The following is a 20,668-nucleotide window of genomic DNA, read 5'->3' as shown; positions in this document are numbered from 1 at the left end:
CGTGCGGGGCCTCGTGTTTCCTGCTTGTCGATGTTCGGCTGCGGCGGCGAGGCGTTGCGCCTGCCGCCGCGGCGGCGGTTACCAGATCTTCACCTGCTTGTCGGCCGGGCGAACCATCGCGTCGCCGGTCTTGCACTGGAACGCCTGGGCGAACGCCGGCATGTTGGACGGCGCGCCGATCGCGCGGAACTTCATCGGCGAATGCGGATCGGCGTTGAGGTAGACCATCTGCGCCTTGTCGCGGATGCTGCCACGCCACACGCGCGCCCAGTTGAGGAAGAAGCGCTGATCCTCGGTGTAGCCGTCGATCTTCTGCGTGGCCTCGGCCGGCTGATTCTTCAGCGCGGTCTGCAGCGCGTCGTAGGCGATGTTGAGGCCACCCAGGTCGGCGATGTTCTCCCCCAGGGTCAGCTTGCCGTTGACGTGCAGGTCCGGGTGGTCGGGCAGCGGCGCGTAGTTGTCGAACTGGTCGACCAGCTTCTGCGCGCGCTCGTCGAACTGCTTCTTGTCGGCGTCCGTCCACCAGTTGTCCAGGTTGCCGCTGCCGTCGAACTGGCTGCCCTGGTCGTCGAAGCCGTGGCTGGCCTCGTGGCCGATCACCGCGCCGATGCCGCCGTAGTTGATCGCGTCGTCGCCCTTGGCATAGAAGAACGGCGGCTGCAGGATCGCGGCCGGGAAGTTGATCGTGTTGTCGGTGGGGTTGTAGTACGCGTTGACCGTCTGCGGCGTCATGAACCATTCCTGGCGGTCGGTCGGCTGGCCGATCTTGGCGATGTCGTAGTCATGGTCGAACTGCTGCGCCGCCTCCATGTTGGCGAAGTAGTTGTCCGCGGTGATCTTCAGGCCGTCCCAGCTGCGCCACTTTTCGGGGTAGCCGATCTTGGGCAGGAAGGTTTCCCACTTGGCGATCGCCTTGGCCTTGGTTTCGTCGCTCATCCAGTCGAGGTTCTGGATGCGCGCCTTCAGCGCGTTGCGGATGTTGGTGACCAGTTCCTCGGCGCGCTGCTTGGCTTCCGGCGGGAAATACTTGGCCACGTACAACTGGCCCAGCGCCTGCCCCATGGCGTCGTTGACCGCGCTCAGCGAGCGCTTCCACTGCGGTTTCTGCTCGGGCTGGCCGCGCAGGGTCTTGTCGTAGAAATCGAAACGGGCGTCGACGAACGGCTCGGACAACACGTCGGCCGCGCCGGAGATCGTGTGGGCGGTCAGATAGGCCTTCCACTGGGCCAATGGCGCGCTGGCCAGCAGCTTGTCCATTTCGGCGAAGAACTTCGGCTGCGAAAGCGAGAAGCCCTTGTCGATGGTGACGCCCTGCGCCTTGAAGAAATCGTTCCAGTCGAAATGCGGAGTGACCTTGTTCGCCTCGGCCACGGTGACGAAGTGGTACTGGTTCTCCGGCTTGCGCATCTCCACCCGCGGGATGGAGTGCCTGGCCAGCTCGGTCTCGAACTTCATGGCCAGGTCGGCCTGGTTGGCCGCGTCCTTGGCCGGCGTGCCGGTGAGCTCGAACAGCTTGGCCAGGTATTTCACGTACTCGGCGCGCACGTCCTTGTACTTGGCATCGGTGTAGTAGTCCGGCGTGGGCAGGCCCAGGCCGCCCTGCACCGCATAGGCGATCTGCATGCTGGCGTTCTTGTAGTCGGCGCGCGCGCCGAAGCGGAACACCGCGCTGTCGCCCTTGGCGAAGGACTGGTTGAGCCAGGCAGGGATGTCCTTGTTCGACTTCAGCGCGTCGATCTTCGCCAGGTAGGGCTTGAGCGGCTCGAAGCCGGCCTTGTTGCGCGCGTCCATGTTCATGCTGGAGCGGTACAGCCAGCCGATCTTCTGCTCGATCGAACCGGGCGTGGCGCTGTCGGCGTTCTTGTCGGCCGCGTCGACCAGCGCGTGCTGGTCGGACAGGCTCTTCTCGCGCAGCAGGTTGAACGAGCCCCACACGGTCTGGTCGGCCGGAATCGGGTTGGCGGCGATCCACTTGGCGTTGACGAACTGGTTGAAGTCGGCGCACGCCTCGGCGGCCTGGCCCAGCTCGCTGATGTCGAACACGCTGGGTGCTGCCGCCGTGGCGGCGCTGCTGGATGCGGGGGCCGCGCTGGCCGCGTCGGCCGGAGTCGCCGGCGTGCTGGCAGGTTCCTGCTTGCCGCACGCGGTGAGCGCCAGCGCGGCGCTGACGGCGAGCGCGAGCGGTTTCAGAAGGGTCTTGGTCATGCGGATTGCCTCCATGGATGGTTCGCCCGCAGGCGTTGCGTGGGTGTCCGGATGGCCGGTGTTCGACGGCCGGCAAGGCCGTGGCCATGCCGATTCACGCTAGGCCAAACGTCATGGGTCAAACAGTGTCAAAGGTCAGGGGCCGGCATGCAAAAGGGCCCCGCATTCGCATGCGGGGCCCCGGTTCTCAAACGGCTGCGACGAGCGCGGTTACCAGATCTTCACCTGCTTGTCGGCCGGACGCACCATCGCGTCGCCCGGCTTGCACTGGAACGCCGCCGCGAACGCCGGCATGTTGGACGGCGCACCGATCGCGCGCAGCGGGGCCGGGGCGTGCGGGTCGGTGTTCAGCCGCAGCAGCGCCTGCTGCTCGCGGATGTTGCCGCGCCACACGCGCGCCCAGTTGAGGAAGAAGCGCTGGTCCTGGGTGTAGCCGTCGATCTTCTGTGTGGCTTCGGCCGGGTGCTGCTTCAGCGCCACCTGCAAGGCGTCGTAGGCGACGTTGAGGCCGCCCAGGTCGGCGATGTTCTCGCCCAGGGTCAGCTTGCCGTTGACGTGCGCGTCGGGTTTGTCCTTGATCGGCGTGTAGTCGTTGAACTGCTGCACCAGCTTGGCCGTGCGGGCGTCGAACTTGGCGCGGTCGGCCTTGCTCCACCAGTTCACGTTGTTGCCGGCGCCGTCGAACTGGCTGCCTTCGTCGTCGAAGCCGTGGCTGGCTTCGTGACCGATCACCGCGCCGATGCCGCCGTAATTGATCGCGTCGTCGGCCTTGGCATCGAAGAACGGCGGCTGCAGGATCGCGGCCGGGAAGTTGATCGTGTTGTCGGTGGGGTTGTAGTACGCGTTGACCGTCTGCGGGGTCATGCCCCATTCCTTGCGGTCGGTCGGCTTGCCGATCTTGGCGATGTCGTAGTCGTAGTTGAACTTCGACGCTGCTTCGAGGTTGGCGTAGTAGTTGTCCGGCACGATGGTCAGGCCGTCCCAGCTGCGGAACTTGTCCGGGTAGCCGATCTTGGGCAGGAAGGTGTCCCACTTGGCGATCGCCTTGGCCTTGGTTTCGTCGCTCATCCAGTCGAGGTTCTGGATGCGCGCCTTCAGCGCGTTGCGGATGTTGGTGACCAGTTCCTCGGCGCGCTGCTTGGCCTCGGGGGTGAACTCCTGCTTGACGTACAGCTCGCCCAGCGCCATGCCCATCGAGCCGTTGACCGCATTCAGCACCTGCTTCCAGCGCGGCTTCTGCTCCGGCTGGCCGGAGAGGGTCTTGCCGTAGAAGGCGAAGCGGTTGTCGCGGAACGGCTTGCTCAGCGCATCGGCGGCGCCGTCGATGGTGTGGAAGCGCAGGTACGCCTGCCACTGGCTGGCCGGCGCGCTGGCCAGCAGCTTGTCGAACTCGGCGAAGAACTTCGGCTGCGACAGCGAGAAGCCCTTGTCGATGGTCACGCCCTGGGCCTTGAAGAAGTTCTCCCAGCTGAAGTGCGGGGTGATCTTGTCCGCTTCGGCCACGCTCACGAAGTGGTACTGGTTTTCCGGGGTGCGCAGTTCGACCGGCGCCAGCGAGGCGGCGGCCAGGCTGGTCTCGAACGCCATCACTTCATCGGCCTGCTTCTTGGCGTCGGCGGCGGACACGCCGGTCAGCTCCAGCGTCTTGGCGATGTAGTCGAGGTAGGCCTTGCGCAGGTCGGCATGCTTCGGGTCGGTGTAGTAGTCCTTGGTGGGCAGGCCCAGGCCATCCTGGAAGGTGTAGCCGATCTGCGTTTCGGCGTGCTTGAAGTCGGCGCCGGCGCCGAACTGGAACACCAGCATGTCGCCCTGGGCGAAGCTCTTGTCGAGGAAGGCGGCCACGTCGTTGCCGTTCTTCAGCTGATCGATCTCGGCCAGCTTGGGCTTGATCGGGTCGAAGCCGGCCTTGTCGATGGCGGCCTCGTCCATGCCCGACTTGTACAGGTTGCCGATCTTCTGCTCGATCGAGCCGGCGGCAGCCTGGTCGGCGCCCTTGGCGGCGTTCTCGACGATCGTGTGCTGGGTGTTGAGGCTGTCCTCGGCCAGCTTGTCGAACGCGCCCCAGCGGGGGCGGTCGTTCGGGATCGGGTTGGCGGCGACCCACTTGGCATTGACGAACTGGTCGAAGTCCGTGCACGCCTCGGCCGGCGCACCCAGCTCGCTGACGTCGAAGATGCTCTTGCTGTCGACGGCCGCGGTGCTGCCGGCGGCGGCCGGTGCGGTGCTGGCGGTCGGCGCCGGTGCATCGGCCGGGGTGGCATCCTGCTTGCCGCAGGCGCTCACGGTCAGGGCCAGGCTGACCGCAAGGGCCAGGGGCTTCAGGTACTGCTTGGTCATGGATATCCCTCGATGGGTGGATCTGGACGGTTTGAGGTTGCGGACATGGCCGCGCGCAAAAGGCTCCCCGGGCGCGCGGACGCAGCCGTTCACGCTAGGCCAATCGACAGGGGCCAGACAGTGTCAAAGGTCAGGGGGTGAGGGGCTGAGGGCGTGCCGGACCGGCGCGGCCGGCAGGCTGTCCGGCGCCACCGCGCCGCCGGAAATGATGAAGGCCATGGCCTGGTCCATGGTCCAGTCGGTGGGGACGAGCTCGTCCACCGGCACCAGTTCCAGATAGCCGCCGGTGGGGTTGGGCGTGGTCGGGATGTACACCGCGGCGATCTCCCGGCCACTGCCTTCCTCGATCATCACCCGGGTCACGAAGCCCACCACCTTCATGCCGCGCCGCGGAAAGTCCACCAGCACCACGCGCTGCATGCCGCTGGGCTTGTTCTGCAGTACCGCCATCAGCTTCTTGGTGCCGCCGTAGATGGTCTGCACCAGCGGGATGCGCGCGAGCAGGTTGTCGAAGGCATTGAGGAAGCGCTGGCCGATCACCCGGTTTGCCACGAAGCCGAGCAGGTACAGCGAGCCCAGCGTGATCAGCAGGGCGGCGATGTAGGTGAGCCATTCCATCTTCAGCGACTCGGCGGCACGCGGTGCCACCAGCGCCAGCGTGCCGAGCAGGGCCTCGACCATCGGCGCGCCGATCCCGGCCAGCACGCCCAGCACGAAATTGAATACCAGCCAGGTCACCCACAACGGGATGAAGGTCAGCAGGCCGGTCAGCAGATAGCGTTTGAGGCGGAGCGGGGGCATGGATCGATCCGGCGGGTCGTGTCCCGCATTGTAGGCGACCGGCGCGGCGACGGGCGTGGTGGCGGGCTTCCGGCGATTGGGTTAGCGTGCTGGCTCCACATGGGGATGGGGGAGTCATGAAGAAGCTGATCGGCGTGCTGCTGCTTGCATGGTTTGTCGTCGGCGCGATCCACGCGCAAGCAATACCTTCGTCCACCGCAGCGGCTCCGGCGCCGGCGGTATCCGCGGCGGCGGCGTTCGACGCCGATGCTGCCACCCAGGCCTACATGGCCGAGCTGACGCCGGCACAGCGAGCCAATTCCGATGCCTACTTCGAGGGCGGTTACTGGCTGACCGGCTGGGATCTGCTGGTGGCCCTGGGCGTGGCGTGGCTGCTGCTCGGCACGCGGCTCTCGGCGCGCATGCGCAACCTCGCCGAGCGACTCACCCGCTGGCGCTGGCTGCAGACGGCGATCTACGCGATCCAATACATCGTGCTGACGACCGTGCTGACCCTGCCGTGGGCGCTGTACGAAGGTTATTTCCGCGAGCACCAGTACGGCTTGTCGAATCTGGGCCTCGGCGGCTGGCTGGGCGAGCAAGCCAAGGGGCTGGCGGTGGGGCTGATCTTCGGCACGCTGGCGCTGGTGCTGATCTATGCGGTGATCCGGCGCGCCACGCGCACCTGGTGGTTGTGGGGCGCGGGGGTGGCCATCGTGTTCGTGATGTTCATGGCCACCATCGCGCCGGTCTACATCTCGCCGCTGTTCAATACCTACCAGTCGCTGCCGGAGAGCCCGCTGAAGGAGCAGGTCCTGTCGATGGCGCGCGCCAACGGCATCCCCGCCTCGGACGTGTACTGGTTCGACGCCTCGCGGCAGAGCAAGCGCATCAGCGCCAACGTCAGCGGCATGTTCGGCACCACCCGCATCAGCCTCAACGACAACCTGCTCAAGCGCAGCTCGCCGGAAGAGATCAAGGCCGTGCTCGGGCACGAGATGGGCCACTACGTGCTCAACCACATCTACAAGGGCATCGTGTTCTTCGGCGTCATCATCGTGATCGGCTTCGCCTTCGTGCGCTGGGGCTTCGGCTGGGCGCAGCAGCGCTGGGGCGAACGCTGGCAGTTGCGCGACGTGGGCGACGTGGCGGGTTTGCCGCTGATCGCGGCGCTGTTCGCGATCTTCATGTTCTTCATGACGCCGGTGAACAACACCATCACCCGCAGCATGGAGGCCGAGGCCGACGCGTTCGGCCTGAACGCGGCACGCCAGCCGGATGGTTTTGCGCATGTCGCGGTGCAGTTGTCCGAGTACCGCAAGATGCATCCCGGTCCGGTCGAGGAGTTCCTGTTCTTCGACCATCCCAGTGGCTGGCAGCGCATCCATCGCGCGATGGTGTGGAAGGCCGAGCATCTGGATGATCCGGGGGTTCGCCGCCAGGGTGCCGACATACCGCAAGCGGCGCGCTGAATCGGGCGCCTGCGCGCCTCAGCGGCGACGGCGGTCCGGATGCGGCCTCAGCACTGCACCCGGCCGCCGGCGAGTTGCGTGCACGGCTGGTAGGTCGGCGGTGGGGGCGGCGTCCAGCGATGGCCGTGATCGCCGTCGTGGTCGTGCGGGCGGTGTCGATACGGCGGCGCCGGCGCCCCCCAGTAGAGCGGCGCGTAGTCGTCCACCGGCTGGGACAACGCCTCGCGATACTGGTCGTTCTGCTGGCGCAGGGTGTCGTTCTCGACCTGCAACTGGTTGCGCTCGGCCTCCTGGTCGAGCTGCGCCTGCCGGCGCGCGGCATCCTCGCGCTGCTGCGCGGCGAGCGCCTCGTCGTAGCGGCGTTGTTCGGCGTCCTCCTGCGCCTGCCGATAGGCGGCCACGCGCTCCTCGTACAACGCGTCGAGATGGCGCGCGTGGGCGTACTGCCTGGCGAGGTCGTGCTGGCCCAGGCGCAGGTAGCGGTCGATCACCTCGCTGTCGTCGGCCTGGTGCAGCAGCTGGCCCTTGCCGTCGGCACAGGGGTGATCGGTATAGGCTACGCCGCCGCCGGCCTGCGGGCACTTGTAGATGTTCTGGGCGCCGGCCGCCGGGGCCAGCAACCACAAGGCCAGCGCCAGGCCGGGCAGCAACGATGAGGCGATCGAGTCGTTCATGGTGATGGCCACTTTGCGGCAGCGCGACTGGATGCCGCGTGACTGGAAGCTTGCCCCCGGCGCGTACCTTCGTCCAGCCCGCAGGCGCCCGGTTCAGCCGCGCCGCGGGATCTGCAGGCCGCGCGCCACCGCCGGCCGCGCCATGCCGCGCTCCAGCCAGGCGGGCACGTGCACGAGGCGGTCGTAGTCGACCAGCTCGCGCGCCTCGTAGAAGGTGATCAGGTTGTTCACCCAGCCCAGCGTGGCGATGTCGGCGATGCCGTAGTCGTCGCCCATGATCCAGTCGCGGCCCGCGAGGCGAGCCTCGAGTACGGCGAGCAGTCGTTTCGATTCGTTGGCGTAGCGCTCGCGCGGGCGCTTGTCGGCGATCTCCCTGCCGGCGAACTTGTTGAAGTAACCGAGCTGGCCGAACATCGGGCCGATCGACGCCATCTGGAAGAACACCCACTGGATGCACTCCCAGCGCCGCGCGGGTTCGGCGGGAATGAAGCTGCCGGTCTTGTCGGCCAGGTACAGCAGGATGGCGCCGGATTCGAACAGCGCCAGCGGCTCGCCGCCGGGGCCGTCGGGGTCGATGATCGCGGGAATCTTGCCGTTGGGGTTGATCGACAGGAACTCCGGCGTGTGGCTTTCGTCGTTGGTGATGTCGACCAGGTGCGGCTCGTACGGCAACCCGGTTTCCTCCAGCATGATCGACGCTTTCACGCCGTTGGGCGTGTTGAGCGAATACAGCTGGATGCGTTCGGGGTGCCGCGCGGGCCAGCGCGCGGTGATCGGAAAACGGGACAGGTCGGGCATGCTGTTTCGTCCTGGTTGCGGAATCGCCCATTGTGCCCCGACGGGCACCGTGTGCCGTGAAATCAAGCCGCCGCAGCGGCGCGCCCGGCTTGCCGCCACGCGCGCAAGCCGATCGCCGCCAGCACCACGAAGCCGGCGTAGAGCACCGAGGTGATCAGCAGGTGCTTGTAGATGTATTCGCCGACATAGATCACGTCCACCGCAATCCACAGCCACCACGCCGCGATGTGGCGGCGGCCCTGCCACCACTGCGCGACCAGGCTGAAGGCGGTGAGTGCCGCATCTAGCCAGGGCAGCGCGGCATCGGTCCACCGATGCATCGAATAGCCGAGCAGCAATGCCGCGACGGTACCGATGGTCAGGTGGACGATCGCCTGCATCAGCGGCAGCGGGGCGAGCTGGACGCGACCGTCGTCGTCCAGGTTCTGCAGCCAGCGTCGCCAGCCGTAGACGATCAGGCCGGCGAAGGCGAGCTGCAGCAGGGCGTCGGAATACAGCCTGGCGTCGATGAAGATCCAGCCGTAGACCAGCACCGACACCAACCCGACCGGCCAGCACCAGGGCCGCCGCCTGGCGGTGAGCCAGACGGCCCAGGCGCTGATCAGCGCGCCGGCGAGTTCGATCCAGATCACTGGAAGTCGTAGCTGACGGAGAGCCGCGCCAGCCGCGGCGCACCCGGGAACAGGTAGCGATCGCCGCCGGCCGAACCGGTGTCGCGCCAGTAGAAGTGGTTGAACACGTTGTCCACCGACAACCGCCAGGTCAGCGCGTGGCCGCGCCACGGCGTGGTGTAGCGCAGGCCGGCGTCGAACACGTCGTACGACGGTACGCGCACGGCGCCATCGGGCGTGGCGACGTTGGCCGATGCGTGGCGCCAGCCGCCGAGCAGACTCAGCGCCGGCGCGGACGGCAGGCGGTAGTCGAGGAATACGGCGGTACGCAGGCGCGGCACGTTGGTCAACTGGTGGCCCTCGTACGCGGGCGTGCCGCTGCCTTCGGCGCGGGCCTGGATGACGCTGGCGCTGGCGATCACGCGCAGGTTGTCGCCGAGCCGGCCGTTCGCGCCCAGCTCGACACCCGTATGCACTTCATTGCCTTGCTGCACGAAGGTGAATCCCTCGGGCGTGCCGTCCGGCCGGGCGAACTGGAAGGGCTGGTGGATGCGGTAGAGCGCGCCGCTCAGCGCCAGCGCATCGGTGGCCTGCAGCTTGACGCCGGCTTCGAGCTGGCGCGACAGCCGCGGCCCCAGCGTGCTGCCGCCGTTGCTGGTCCAGTACGGCGCCTCGATGCCCAGCGACAGGCCTTCGCTGTAGCTCAGGTATACGGTGGTCGGTGCGTTCGGCTGCCACAACACGGCGGCCTGCGGCAACGCCTTGCGCAAGCGGGTGGTGCGCTCGGGCGCACCGCTGTCGTCGTAGCTGCGCTCGTGCAGGCGTGCCAGTCGGGCGCCGGCGATCAGCTGCCAGCGCTCGCCCAGGTGCATGCGATCCAGCGCGAACAGCGAATGCTGCCAACTGGTGAGCCGGCGCACCGAAGGGCCGGGCTGGTTCGGCGAGGGCGCGAAGATGGGTGGGTCGGCCTGGTCGATGTTGCCGGTGCCGACGTAGTCGTAGACGTAGGCGCGGCGATCGATGGTGCGACGGAACGCGCCGGCGCCCAGGCTCAGTTCGTGGCTGAGCGCGCCGGTGGCGAAACGGCCTTCGAGCACGGCGCGGGCCTCGTCGCTGATGCGGGTGTCGTCGGGGCTGCGGAAATCGTAGATGTCGTAGTCGCCGTTCGGCGCGAAGAACCAGCCGGGCACGCTGCCGTCGGCGCATTCGCTGGCGTAGAAGCAGCCGTAGGCGAACGCCACGTTGTCGTCGATCACGCTGCGGCTGTGGCCGCCGGCGACGCGCAGGTGCCAGTCGTCGCTGAAGGCGTGCTCGATGCGCACGCTGCTGTTGGACGACCGGATACCCACCGGCTGCTGCCACGGCTGATAGCCCAGCATGCGCGTGGCGTCCGGGTGCGCCGGCAGCGTCGTGCCGCCGAGCAACTGGTAGCCCGACACCGAACGCTGGCCGCTGGTCTGGTAGTTGCCGTCCAGCTCCAGCGTGGTGCGCTCGCTGATCTTCCAGTCCGCCGCCAGCGCCAGCATGCTGCGTCGGCCGTTGGCGTGGTGCACATACGAATGGATGTCCTCGTGGGCCGCGTTGACGCGCACGCCGAACTGCGGCGTGAGCCAGCCGCCGACGTCGACTGCGACGTGGCGCGAGCCGTGCGAATCGGTGCCCAGGGTGACGCTGCGCACGTCGGCCGGCCGCTTGCTGACGTAATTGACCACGCCGCCGGGCTCCATCACGCCGGCTTCCAGGCCCGCCAGGCCTTTCAGGATCTGCACCTGCTGCACGTCTTCCAGCGGCACCTTCTGCTCGCCGGCGATGGTCAGGCCGTTGCTGCGAAAGCCGGTAGCGGGGTCCAGCACGTAGCCGCGGATCGCGATGTCCTGGTAGTAGCCGACCGGCGCGTAGTTGTCGCCCAGCGCGGCATCCTCGCGGGCCAGTTCGCTGAGCGTGCGGATCTGCCGGTCGTCCAGCTGCTGGCGCGCCACCACGGTGATCGACGCCGGCGTGTCGTGCAGCGTGGCGCGGCCGTAGCTGTCGAGGTCGCTGTCGCGCGGGTGCTCCGGCGCCTGTCCGCGCACGTGCACGGTGGCCAGATCGACGGCCTGCGGGGTATCGGGTTGCGGGGTGGCGCTGCCGGTGGCGGCCGCGCCGTTGGCGGCAAGGGCGGCAAGCAGGGCCAGGGCGAGGGGAGTGCGGGTCATCGTCGTCGTCTTCGGGTAGCGGACGAAGCGACGGCGAACCGGTACGTTCGCGAGAACGATCCGACTCTGCAAGCTCCCTACGCCGGTATTGACCGGATCAGGTTCCAAGGGACTCTCTCAGCCCGGCGTTTTGCCGGGCACCCCCGCTTCAAGAATGCGTATTGAAACACGAATGGGCGCGGCCTGCCGAATCGCCCTGGCGTGCCGCAACGCCACCGGCGCGTAGGGCGGGCACGGCCCGCCGGCTTTTCGTGTCGTGCCACCGTGAATCGAGGAGCAAGAGCGGCGGGCCGTGCCCGCCCTACGCGCCGGTGGCGAGGGTGCGGATGGTTTGTAACAGGGCCTGCCCGGCGGATGTGCGGAACCATGCCGCGTGCCCGCGCAGGAAGGTGTCCCAGGCGATGTCGGCGTGCGCGGGCGCATGCGTGATGGCGTGGAAGTACTCCACTTCGGACAGGGCGAAATCCACGTGCACCAGCGGCAGCAGGTCGGCCAGCAGTTGCAGGTCGTCGCGGGCGAGTGGGCGGATTTCCCGATAACCCTCGATCAGCGCGCGGGCGATGGACGGATGGATCGCCGCCGCACCGGTATCCAGCGCCAGCCATGCGACCGCATTGCGCTCGATCGCGGTGGCGAGGTCGAACAGCGCGCAGTTCGCCGCGGCCAGGCCGAAATCGAGCACGGCGGTGATGTCGGCGTCGTCGCCGCTGCCGCTCCAGCAGAGGTTGGAGACGTGCCAGTCGCCGTGCGTCCACAGCCGTGGTTGCCGGGCCAGCGCTGGCTGCAGGCGCGCGTGCCATGGCGCGAGCAGGTCGGCGAACTCGCGCTGCCAGGGCCGGCCGCGCAAGTAAACGGCGAGGCCGGGTCGCTGCGGCAACTGCGATTCCAGTGCCGCCACCGGATCGGCAGCGGCGATCAGCTCGCTGCGTGCCACCAGAATGTGGGTGCTGCGCTGGGGCGCCGCGTAGTCGGCGCCGGCGTCGTGCAGCCGCGCCAGCATGCGGCCGGCGCGGTGCGCGTGGAACGGGTTCGGCAATGGCTGCCACGAGACCAGCTCGCGGTACAGGTCGATGCCCGCGGCGCGCCGATGCACTTCGTAGACCCAGTCGCCGATGGCGATGGCGGTGTCGCCGTCGGCGTCGCGCAACACGTCGGCCAGCGGCAGTCCGTGCCGGCGCAGGTGCGCGATGTAGCGGTGTTCCTCCGTCAGCGTGGCGGCCGAGCGCACCCGATGATGATGGCGCTTGACGAACAGCGTGCCGGCTTCGGTGTCGACCAGACAGGCCGCCGAGAGCGGGCGCGGACTGTGCCAGACGACTCGCCGCAAGGCGCCGGTTTGCGGAAAGCGGCTCAGCAGCACCTGCAGTTCCGGCGCGACGAGAGCCGGCCAGTCGGGAGCGATATCGTCGCCGGCCAGGCCGTGCACGAGGTGATCGGGGTCTGCAGGGGCGGTCGGCTTTGGCATCGGCACGATTATCGCCCAGCCGCTGCGCCTTTCGGCCGACGGTGTTTTTCGCGTCTAATGACGCTCTTTGCCCGGGTCCGTGCGCATCCCATGAGTGCCTTGCTGCTGCTGTTCGTCTGCCTGCTGCTCGGCGTCGTGGTGGCGCGTTTCGCGCGGCCGCCGGCGGGCATCGTGCAAGGCATCAACTGGTGGGTGCTGAACGTGGCGCTGGCGGCGCTGGTGCTGGAGCTGATCCCGAAGCTGAAGTTCAACCCCGACCTGTGGTTCGTGGTGGCCGCGATGTGGCTCACCTTCGGCGGCGCCTGGTTGCTGTTCGGCCTGCTCGGCCCGCGGCTGGGCTGGTCGCGGCAGCGCACCGGTTCGCTGATCCTGGTGTGCGGGCTGGGCAACACCGCCTACATGGGTTATCCGATGGTGCAGGCGCTGCACGGCAAGGCCGGCCTGGCGCTGGCCGTGGTCGCCGATCAGCTGGGCGCGTTTCCGGTGCTGGCGTCGGCGGGCATCGTGGTGGCGTCGCTTTATTCCGGACGCACGCCGCAGCTGCGCCCGATGCTGCGCCGCGTGTTTTCGTTTCCGCCGTTCCTGGCCTTGTTGCTGGGCATAGCGGTGGGCCGCCTCGGTGGCTGGCCGGAGTGGCTCGACGGGGTGTTCGCGCCGATCGGGGCCACGCTGACGCCGCTGGCGCTGTTCTCGGTCGGTTTGCAGTTCAAGTTCCATCCCGGCCAGCGTCAGCTCGGCGCGGCCGCCTGGGGGTTGGGCTGGAAGCTGCTGCTGGCGCCGCTGCTGTGCTGGCTGATGGGCACGGCGGCGGGCGTGGAGGGCCTGGTGCTCACGGTGGGCGTGCTGCAGGCGGCGATGGCGCCGATGGTGTCGGCGGCGATCCTGGCCGACGAGTACGAGCTCGACCCGGCGTTGGCCAACACCGTGCTGGGCGCGGGCATCGTGCTGTCGCTGCTGACCGTCCCGCTGGCCAACTATCTGATGGTCGGCGCGGCGTGGTGAGCGACGCGGTGCGGACGCTTGCGTCGCGGCCGCGCTGCGTCGAGACTGGGCGGGGATTTCCCGGGGGAAGGGGCTCGCGTCATGTCCGGCTTTGAGCTGATACGGCGGATTTTCGGCAACGAACACGGCGAGCGTCGTGCGGTGCCGCGCAGTGGCGTGCCCAAGGAAGCGCACATCCTGGTGGTCGACGACTCGCCGACCATTCGCGCGGTGCTGGGCAAGATGCTCACCCAGGACGGCCACGTGGTGTTCAAGGCGGCCGACGGCGAGAGCGCGCTCGAGCTGGCCCGCAACGAATTGCCCGACCTGATTTTCCTGGACATCGTGATGCCCGGCATGAACGGCTTCGCCGTGCTGCGCGCGTTGCGCCGCGAAGCGCTCACCCACGACATCCCGATCGTGATGATCAGCGGCAACCTGCAGGCCACCGAGCAGTTCTACGTGCAGCGATTCGGCGCCGACGACTTCATGAAAAAGCCGTTCGGCCGCGGCGAGGTGTTTGCGCGCCTGCAGCACCTGACCCAGTCCGGCCGCCTGGTGGTGCGACCGCGCACCAGCGTGCCGGTGGCGGCGGCCGAGCCGGTGCTCAGCGCCGACGAGCAGGCGGCCATTCCGGACATCGCCATGCCCGATCCGCAGGATCTGGTGCCGCCTCCGGGCGAAACGAACTGAGCGGCATGCCCGAGGAACGCGGCGAGCTGCGTCTCGACATCTGGCTGTGGGCGGCACGCTTCTTCAAGACCCGCGGCCTGGCCCGCACGGCCATCGAGGCGGGACGGGTGGAACTCGGTGGCGCGCGCTGCAAACCTTCCCGGGCCGTGCACGTCGGTGATCGGCTGCAGGTCAGCCGCGGGCACGAGCGCCTGGAGCTGGACGTGCTCGCGCTGGCATCGCGGCGCGGGCCGGCCAGCGAGGCGCAGTTGCTGTATCGGGAAACCGAGGCCAGTCGCGAGGCGGCCGAGGCATTGCGCGAACAGCGTCGCCTGAGTGGCGCGGCGCTGGATCATCCAGCGCATCGACCCGACAAGCAAGCCCGTCGGCAATTGCGAAAGATCAAGGACTTGCGCTGACAAGTTCAGGCTGAGTACTGCGTCGCACATTGCTGCGTCGCTCTGCGCGAGCATGCGCGACGTATCCACGAGTGCGCCCCGCGCGCACCACTCACGACCCGGGGAGAAGGCATGGACGGACTGGCACGCATCAGTGGCATCGGCTTCATCAAGCGCCTGCTGGGCGGGCATGCGGTCGAGCCGCAACACGTGCAGACCACGCAGGGCGCGCGCATGCTGGTAGTGGACGATTCGCCCACGATCTGCGCCGTGCTCGGCAAGATGCTCAGCCAGGATGGCTACCACCCGTTGAAGGCGGCCGACGGCGCGGCGGCGATCGAGCTGGCGCGCAGCGAGTTGCCGGCGCTGATCTTCCTCGACGTGGTGATGCCCGGCATGAACGGTTTCAGCGTGCTGCGCGCGCTGCGCCACGATCCGGCCACGCGCGACATCCCGATCATCATGATCAGCGGCAACCAGCAGGCCACCGAGCAGTTCTACCTGCAGCGTTACGGTGCGGACGACTTCATGAAAAAGCCGTTCGACCGCGACGACGTGTACGAGCGCATCGGCAGCCTGGTGGCCGCCGGGCGGTTGCCCGCCCGCGATACCTCGGTGGCGGAGAACACGCTGCTGTCTGCCTTGTCGGCGGAGGCGCTGGACGGCATTCCCGACATCGCCATGCCCGATGCCGGGACGCCGGGAACGACCGAGGCGCCGCTGCCGCTGCATCGCGTGGCTTGACAGCGCGCCGGCTCAGTCCAGCGATTTCAGCCGGTACAGGGCTTCCAGCGCCTCGCGCGGCGTCAGCGTATCCGGATCGATGCGTTCCAGCTCGCGCTGGGCGGCCGAGGGTTGCGCCGGCGCAAACAATCCCAGTTGCGGCGAAACTTCAGCGGAGGGCGCTGCGCTGGCGTGCCGGTGCATGCCGCGTTCGAGTTCGGCCAGCGTGCGCTTCGCATCGGCGATCACCGATTTCGGCAGGCCGGCCAGCGCGGCCACCTGGAGACCGAAGCTGCGGTTGGCCGGGCCGTCCTTCACCGCGTGCATGAACACCAGCTGCTCGCCGCGCTTCTGGTCGTGCAGCTCGACCGCATCCAGGTGCACGTTGGCGATCGCCGGGAACTCGCCGGCCAGTTCGGTCAGCTCGAAATAATGCGTGGCGAACAAGGTGTACGCGCGGCAGTGCCGCGCCAAGTGCACGGCGGCGGCGCGGGCCAGCGCCAGACCGTCGTAGGTGCTGGTGCCGCGGCCGACCTCGTCCATCAGCACGAGGCTGTCGGCAGTGGCGTTGTGCAGGATGTTCGCCGTCTCGCTCATCTCCACCATGAAGGTGGACTGGCCACGCGAAAGATCGTCGCCGGCGCCGATGCGGGTGAAGATGCGGTCGATCGGGCCGATCACCGCGCTGGCCGCCGGCACGTAGCTGCCGATGTGCGCAAGCAGCACGATCAGCGCGTTCTGGCGCATGTAGGTGGACTTGCCGCCCATGTTCGGGCCGGTGATCACCAGCATGCGGCGGGTGTCGTCGAGCCTGAGGTCGTTCGGCTCGAACGGCTCGTCGCGGACTTTCTCGACCACCGGGTGGCGGCCGCGCTCGATCGCGATGCCCGGTTCGTCGGTGAGCTGCGGGGCGCTCCAGTCGAGCGCTTCGGCGCGCTCGGCCAGGGTGGCCAGCACGTCCAGTTCGGCCATCGCGGCGGCGGCGATTTTCAGCGGTTCGAGTTTCTCGGTGAGCGTGTCGAGCAGCGCCTCGTACAGCGCGCGCTCGCGCATCAGCGAGCGTTCCTTCGCCGACAGCACCTTGTCCTCGAACGCCTTCAGTTCCTCGGTGATGTAGCGCTCGGCGTTCTTGGTGGTCTGCCGGCGCGTGTAATGCGTAGGCGCCTTGTCCGACTGCGCGCGGCTGATCTCGATGTAGTAGCCGTGCACGCGGTTGTAGCCGACCTTGAGCGTATTGATGCCGCTGGCCGCTTTCTCGCGTTCCTCCAGCTCGACCAGGTACTGGTCGGCATGGGTGGACAGGCGGCGCAGTTCGTCGAGTTCCGCGTCGTAGCCGTCGGCCACTACGCCGCCGTCGCGCTGCAGTACCGGCGGTTGCTCGACGATGGCGTGGGCGAGCAGGGTGGCGGTGTCCGCGTGGTCGCCGATGCGTTCGACCAGGGCATGCAGCAGCGGGCTGTCCAGGCCGTCGATGCGCTGCTGCAACTCCGGTGCAGCCAGCAAGCCGTCGCGCAGGGTCGAAAGATCGCGCGGGCGCGCCGAGCGCAGCGCCACGCGGGCGAGGATGCGTTCGAGATCGCCGATGCCGCGCAACTGCTCGCGCAGGGGTGCGCCGCGGCGGCTGTCGATCAGCATGCCGATCGCCTGATGGCGCCGGCGCAGCACGTCGTGCGAGCGCAGCGGGCGGTTCAGCCAGCGGCGCAGCGCTCGCGCGCCCATCGGCGTCACGGTTTCGTCGAGCACGCCGAGCAAGGTGTGTTCGGTGCGCCCGCTCGGGTGGGTGTCCAGCTCCAGGTTGCGCCGCGTGGCCGCGTCCAGCGCGATCGTCTCGCTGGCACTTTCCACGGCCATGCCGGTGAGGTGCGGCAGCGCGCTCTTCTGGGTTTCCTCGAGGTAGCCGAGCAAACAACCGGCGGCGGCCACGGCCAGCGGCAGCTTGTCCACGCCGAAACCGCCGAGGTCGTGGGTGCCGAAGAAACGGTTCAGTTCGCGCTGCGCCGCGTCGCTGTCGAAATGCCACGGCGGACGCTTGCGCAGGCCGGGCAGGGCGCTGACCAGCTTCGGCCAGGCCACGTCTTCGCCGACCAGGGTCTCGGCCGGCTGCAACCGTGCCAGCTCGGCGGCCAGCGCCTCGGCGCTGGGCACTTCGCTGAGCAGGAAACGGCCGCTGGAAAGATCGACCCAGGCCAGCCCGTAATCGCCGCGCGCGCCGGCGGCGATCGCCAGCAGCAGGTTGTCGCGGCGTTCCTCCAGCAGCGCGGCATCGGTCACCGTGCCGGGGGTGACCACGCGCACCACCTTGCGCTCGACGATGCCCTTGGCCAGTGCCGGGTCACCCATCTGCTCGCAGATCGCCACCGACTCGCCCAGGCGCACCAGCCGCGCCAGGTAGTTCTCCGCCGCGTGGTATGGCACGCCGGCCATCGGGATCGGCGCACCGGCCGATTGCCCGCGCTGGGTCAGCGTGATGTCGAGCAGCCGCGCCGCCTTGCGCGCATCGTCGTAGAACAGCTCGTAGAAATCGCCCATGCGGAAGAACAGCAGCACGTCCGGGTGCTCGGCCTTGGCGGCGAGGTACTGGCGCATGAACGGGGTGTGCTTGGCGTGGTCGTCGTGACTCATGCAATCGGATCTGGAAGGGGAGCAGGCGCCCGGCCGGCGACATGCCCGCGGCCGGATTCCGGGGCGCGAGTCTGGCACGGAGTTCGTGCCCATGGTAACGGCGTGCGTGATCCCGCGCTGCGACTGCCGGTGAACACGCCGGTGCGGGCGGCGAGATTCAGGTCGGCAGGTTGGTGCTGCGCTGGACGCGCGGCGGTGCGTCGTGTTGCGCGCCCTCACCGCTGCGCTGGCGCATGCGCGAAGGAGGCCGCGCGGGCATGCCCGGGCCGGCGAGCACGCGCGAGGCCATCCGCGGCGATGGCTGTTCCATCTCCCGCCGCCGCCCCAGGCAAGCGGTGAACAGCGCATACATGGCCAGCAGCACGACGAAGGCCACCGCGTTGGCCAGCGCGCCGGCAAGCTGGTGGATGACGTGGCCCAGCACCGGCATGATCGCGGCGAACGCCACCAGGCAGATCAGCGTGTCGCGTGGCTTCAGGCCTGCATCCATCAGCAGGTGATGGATGTGGCCGCGATCGGCGGTGAACGGGGACTCGCCCCGGTGCAGGCGGCGGAACATCACGGTCAAAGTGTCGAACACGGGTAGCGCCACGCACCACAGCACCAGCCCGGGCGAGAGCTGCCGCGACTGGCCCTGACTCATGCCGATCAGCGACCAGGCCAGCAGGTAGCCCAGCATGACGCTGCCGGCATCGCCCAGGAACACCTTGCCGACGCGTCCGAACAGACCCAGGTTGGCCGCCAGATACGGCACCAGTGCGGCAGCGATCACCGCCACCGCGGCGAACTGCAGGTTCGATCCGGTGTGGCGGCCGAGCAGCTCGATGCCACCGGCGGCGACCAGGGCCAGGCAGCCGGCCAATCCGTCGATGCCGTCGATGAGGTTGAACGCATTCAGCAGGCCGATCACCGCGACCACGGTGAACGGTATCCCCAGCCAGCCGAGCGTGAGCTCGTGGCCATGCACCATGCCCAGCGAACGGATGTAGACGCCCGAGCTGATGACCACGATGGCGATGGCGGCCAGCTCGGTGACCACGCGCACCCACACGCGCAGGTCGAGCAGGTCGTCGGCCACGCCGACCACCACCAGCATCAGCGTGGTCCAGATCACGGCGTCCTCGAACGGGGTGAATACATCCGCGTGCCACCACCCGGCCAGCATGCCGATGGCGATGGCCAGGCCGCCGACCAGCGGCGTGTCGAAGGCGTGCCGCTTGCGACCCTGGTCCGGGTAATCGACCAGGCCCAGGCGGCGACCGAGCGGCAGCAGTGCCATCAGCGAGACAGCCGACACGCCGGTGGCGATCGCGCAGCTTTCGAGTATCCGCGGGTCGAAGGTCATGGCAATCCTGCTTGTTCTTCGCGTCGCCGGCAGCCTCGATGCTTTCGCAAGCCCGGGTCGCTGCATCGTTCGGTGACGCTGCTCGGCCTGTTCGAGATGCCACACGAACGGCTCGGTGGAGGGGCATGCCGCATCGGCGAAGGGTCGACTCCGCGACCCTTCGCCGCCCAGCCCGGTCATTTGCTGTTGTTGAGGTAGTACTGGCTGGACGCGGTGGCGCTCAGCGCGCTGGTGAGCGGCAACAACTGGCTGGTGAAGCGATTCCAGCGAGTGATGCCGGCCGCGCTGGCGAACACCACGTCGCCCGGTTGCACCTTGAAACTGTCGGCCAGCGCGAACGCGGCAGGCGATTTCGCATCCAGCTCGTACACGGTCGGCCGCTGGTTGGGGTCCTCCTTGTGCAGCGCGCCGCGCACCACGTAGACCATGCCTCTGGAGGTGGTCTCGTTGAGGCCGCCGGCCTGTCCCAGCGCCTGGGTCAGGGTGAGGTTCGAGGTGTTGAAGCGCAGCGCCTGCGGGCGCAGCACTTCGCCCATCACGTAGACCTCCTGGTCGAAGTTGAACGGCACGAACACGCGGTCGCCCGGGCGCAGGTAGATCTTGCGGGCCAGCGCCTTGCCGTCGTGCGACGGGCTCAGGTCGAGGTGGTAAGACTCGTCTCCGCGCGTCAGCACCACGTTGGAGAGGTCGGCATTCTTGCTGTCCACGCCGCCCGCCACGCCGATCGCCTCGCCCAGCGTCAGCGGCACCGTGGTCACCGGCTGCGCGCCGGCCTTGACGAAGGCGCCTTCCAGCACCACGCGCTGGCTGCCGTAGCCGGCGACGCTCACGTCCACCAGCGGCGCCCGGATGAAGTGCGACAGCCCCGAGGTGATCGCCTGGCGCGCCTGCTCGATGGTCATGCCGGCCACTTTCACCACGCCGGCGTAGGGGAAATACAAGGTGCCGTCGGGCCGCACCAGCCGCTCGTTGGCGGCGGTTTCCTGCTGTTGGCCGGCGGGCGAGGTCAGCTCCGGGTGGTCCCACACGGTGATGTGCAGGGTGTCGCCGGGGCCGATCCGGTAGCCTTCCGGGCGATAGTCCAGCAGCGCCGGCGGCAGCGCCGAGGTCGTGTCGGCCGCCGCGTTCTGCTGCTGCGTCTGGACCAGGCTCGGCGTGATCGGCACCAGCGCCACGTAGCTGTTTTCGCCGCCGAGCGAGCTCTTCGACATCGACTGCCCCGGCGCCCAGACGCAGCCGGCGAGCGATGCCACCAGCAGCATGCCGGCCACGCTGCGCATCGACGCCGCGGCGCGCGCCCTGCCGCGCTTGCCCTGCGGGCGGATGTCGTTGCGGACCTCGCGGCGGGGCATCGTCGGAACTGCAGCAAGCGCACCTCGGTTCATGTCGG

The 20,668-nt window shown here is 68.4% G+C and carries 16 protein-coding genes and 1 riboswitch; of the genes, 5 read left to right on the top strand and 11 right to left on the bottom strand.

All coding sequences use genetic code 11. The features are described from left to right. Positions 1–78: 78 nt before the first annotated feature. The 3 genes from ACVCMI_RS13845 to ACVCMI_RS13835 form a co-directional block, all read right to left on the bottom strand. Entirely contained in the window at positions 79–2,205 is a 2,127-nt protein-coding gene (locus ACVCMI_RS13845; RefSeq protein ID WP_447098420.1) for a M13 family metallopeptidase, read from the bottom strand. Positions 2,206–2,415: 210 nt separating this feature from the next. Further along, complete coding sequence (locus tag ACVCMI_RS13840; RefSeq protein WP_447098421.1) at positions 2,416–4,542, bottom strand: M13 family metallopeptidase; 2,127 nt, start codon at positions 4,540–4,542, stop codon at positions 2,416–2,418. 123 nt (positions 4,543–4,665) lie between these two features. Further along, complete coding sequence (locus tag ACVCMI_RS13835) at positions 4,666–5,343, bottom strand: DUF502 domain-containing protein (RefSeq protein WP_395119608.1); 678 nt, start codon at positions 5,341–5,343, stop codon at positions 4,666–4,668. Positions 5,344–5,459: 116 nt separating this feature from the next. Between ACVCMI_RS13835 and ACVCMI_RS13830 the strand changes: the two genes are divergently transcribed. Continuing rightward, positions 5,460–6,794: a M48 family metallopeptidase gene (locus tag ACVCMI_RS13830; protein WP_447098422.1), complete on the top strand. Its 1,335-nt coding sequence runs from the start codon at positions 5,460–5,462 to the stop codon at positions 6,792–6,794. A gap of 47 nt (positions 6,795–6,841) precedes the next feature. On the opposite strand, the gene ACVCMI_RS13825 is transcribed toward ACVCMI_RS13830, so the two are convergent. The 5 genes from ACVCMI_RS13825 to ACVCMI_RS13805 form a co-directional block, all read right to left on the bottom strand. Continuing rightward, a complete protein-coding gene (locus tag ACVCMI_RS13825; RefSeq protein WP_447098423.1) occupies positions 6,842–7,468 on the bottom strand; it encodes a DUF4124 domain-containing protein in 627 nt (208 codons plus the stop codon). A gap of 93 nt (positions 7,469–7,561) precedes the next feature. Continuing rightward, entirely contained in the window at positions 7,562–8,266 is a 705-nt protein-coding gene (locus ACVCMI_RS13820) for a glutathione S-transferase N-terminal domain-containing protein (protein ID WP_395119605.1), read from the bottom strand. A 62-nt stretch (positions 8,267–8,328) separates the two neighbouring features. After that, entirely contained in the window at positions 8,329–8,898 is a 570-nt protein-coding gene (gene pnuC, locus ACVCMI_RS13815; RefSeq protein WP_395119604.1) for a nicotinamide riboside transporter PnuC, read from the bottom strand. Further along, positions 8,895–11,072: a TonB-dependent siderophore receptor gene (locus ACVCMI_RS13810; protein ID WP_447098424.1), complete on the bottom strand. Its 2,178-nt coding sequence runs from the start codon at positions 11,070–11,072 to the stop codon at positions 8,895–8,897. Before ACVCMI_RS13810 ends, pnuC begins: the two co-directional genes overlap by 4 nt. A gap of 57 nt (positions 11,073–11,129) precedes the next feature. Beyond that, positions 11,130–11,227, bottom strand: a riboswitch (TPP riboswitch). A 146-nt stretch (positions 11,228–11,373) separates the two neighbouring features. Beyond that, positions 11,374–12,537, bottom strand: a complete 1,164-nt coding sequence (locus tag ACVCMI_RS13805; RefSeq protein WP_447098425.1) for a phosphotransferase enzyme family protein — start codon at positions 12,535–12,537, stop codon at positions 11,374–11,376. 90 nt (positions 12,538–12,627) lie between these two features. Between ACVCMI_RS13805 and ACVCMI_RS13800 the strand changes: the two genes are divergently transcribed. The 4 genes from ACVCMI_RS13800 (at position 12,628) to ACVCMI_RS13785 (ending at position 15,332) form a co-directional block, all read left to right on the top strand. Continuing rightward, the gene (locus ACVCMI_RS13800; RefSeq protein WP_447098426.1) at positions 12,628–13,539 is read left to right on the top strand and encodes an AEC family transporter; all 912 of its coding nucleotides are present in this window, start codon (positions 12,628–12,630) and stop codon (positions 13,537–13,539) included. Positions 13,540–13,620: 81 nt separating this feature from the next. After that, positions 13,621–14,211 (top strand): response regulator, encoded by a 591-nt coding sequence (locus ACVCMI_RS13795; protein ID WP_447098427.1) that lies wholly within the window; start codon positions 13,621–13,623, stop codon positions 14,209–14,211. 5 nt (positions 14,212–14,216) lie between these two features. Continuing rightward, positions 14,217–14,609 carry an RNA-binding S4 domain-containing protein gene (locus tag ACVCMI_RS13790; protein ID WP_447098428.1) on the top strand — a complete coding sequence of 131 codons (393 nt, stop codon included), beginning with the start codon at positions 14,217–14,219 and terminating at the stop codon, positions 14,607–14,609. Positions 14,610–14,720: 111 nt separating this feature from the next. After that, on the top strand, positions 14,721–15,332 hold the full coding sequence (locus tag ACVCMI_RS13785; protein WP_395119598.1) for a response regulator: 612 nt from the start codon (positions 14,721–14,723) through the stop codon (positions 15,330–15,332). A gap of 12 nt (positions 15,333–15,344) precedes the next feature. On the opposite strand, the gene mutS is transcribed toward ACVCMI_RS13785, so the two are convergent. From mutS to ACVCMI_RS13770, 3 genes are all read right to left on the bottom strand, one after another. Beyond that, on the bottom strand, positions 15,345–17,933 hold the full coding sequence (mutS, locus tag ACVCMI_RS13780; RefSeq protein ID WP_447098429.1) for a DNA mismatch repair protein MutS: 2,589 nt from the start codon (positions 17,931–17,933) through the stop codon (positions 15,345–15,347). 157 nt (positions 17,934–18,090) lie between these two features. Next, complete coding sequence (locus ACVCMI_RS13775) at positions 18,091–19,278, bottom strand: MraY family glycosyltransferase (protein WP_447098430.1); 1,188 nt, start codon at positions 19,276–19,278, stop codon at positions 18,091–18,093. Positions 19,279–19,454: 176 nt separating this feature from the next. Beyond that, the gene (locus ACVCMI_RS13770) at positions 19,455–20,630 is read right to left on the bottom strand and encodes a polysaccharide biosynthesis/export family protein (protein ID WP_447098431.1); all 1,176 of its coding nucleotides are present in this window, start codon (positions 20,628–20,630) and stop codon (positions 19,455–19,457) included. Positions 20,631–20,668 lie beyond the last annotated feature (38 nt).

It is taken from the genome of Rhodanobacter sp. UC4448_H15 (assembly GCF_052978265.1).
This window is presented reverse-complemented; position numbering and strand designations above follow the sequence as displayed.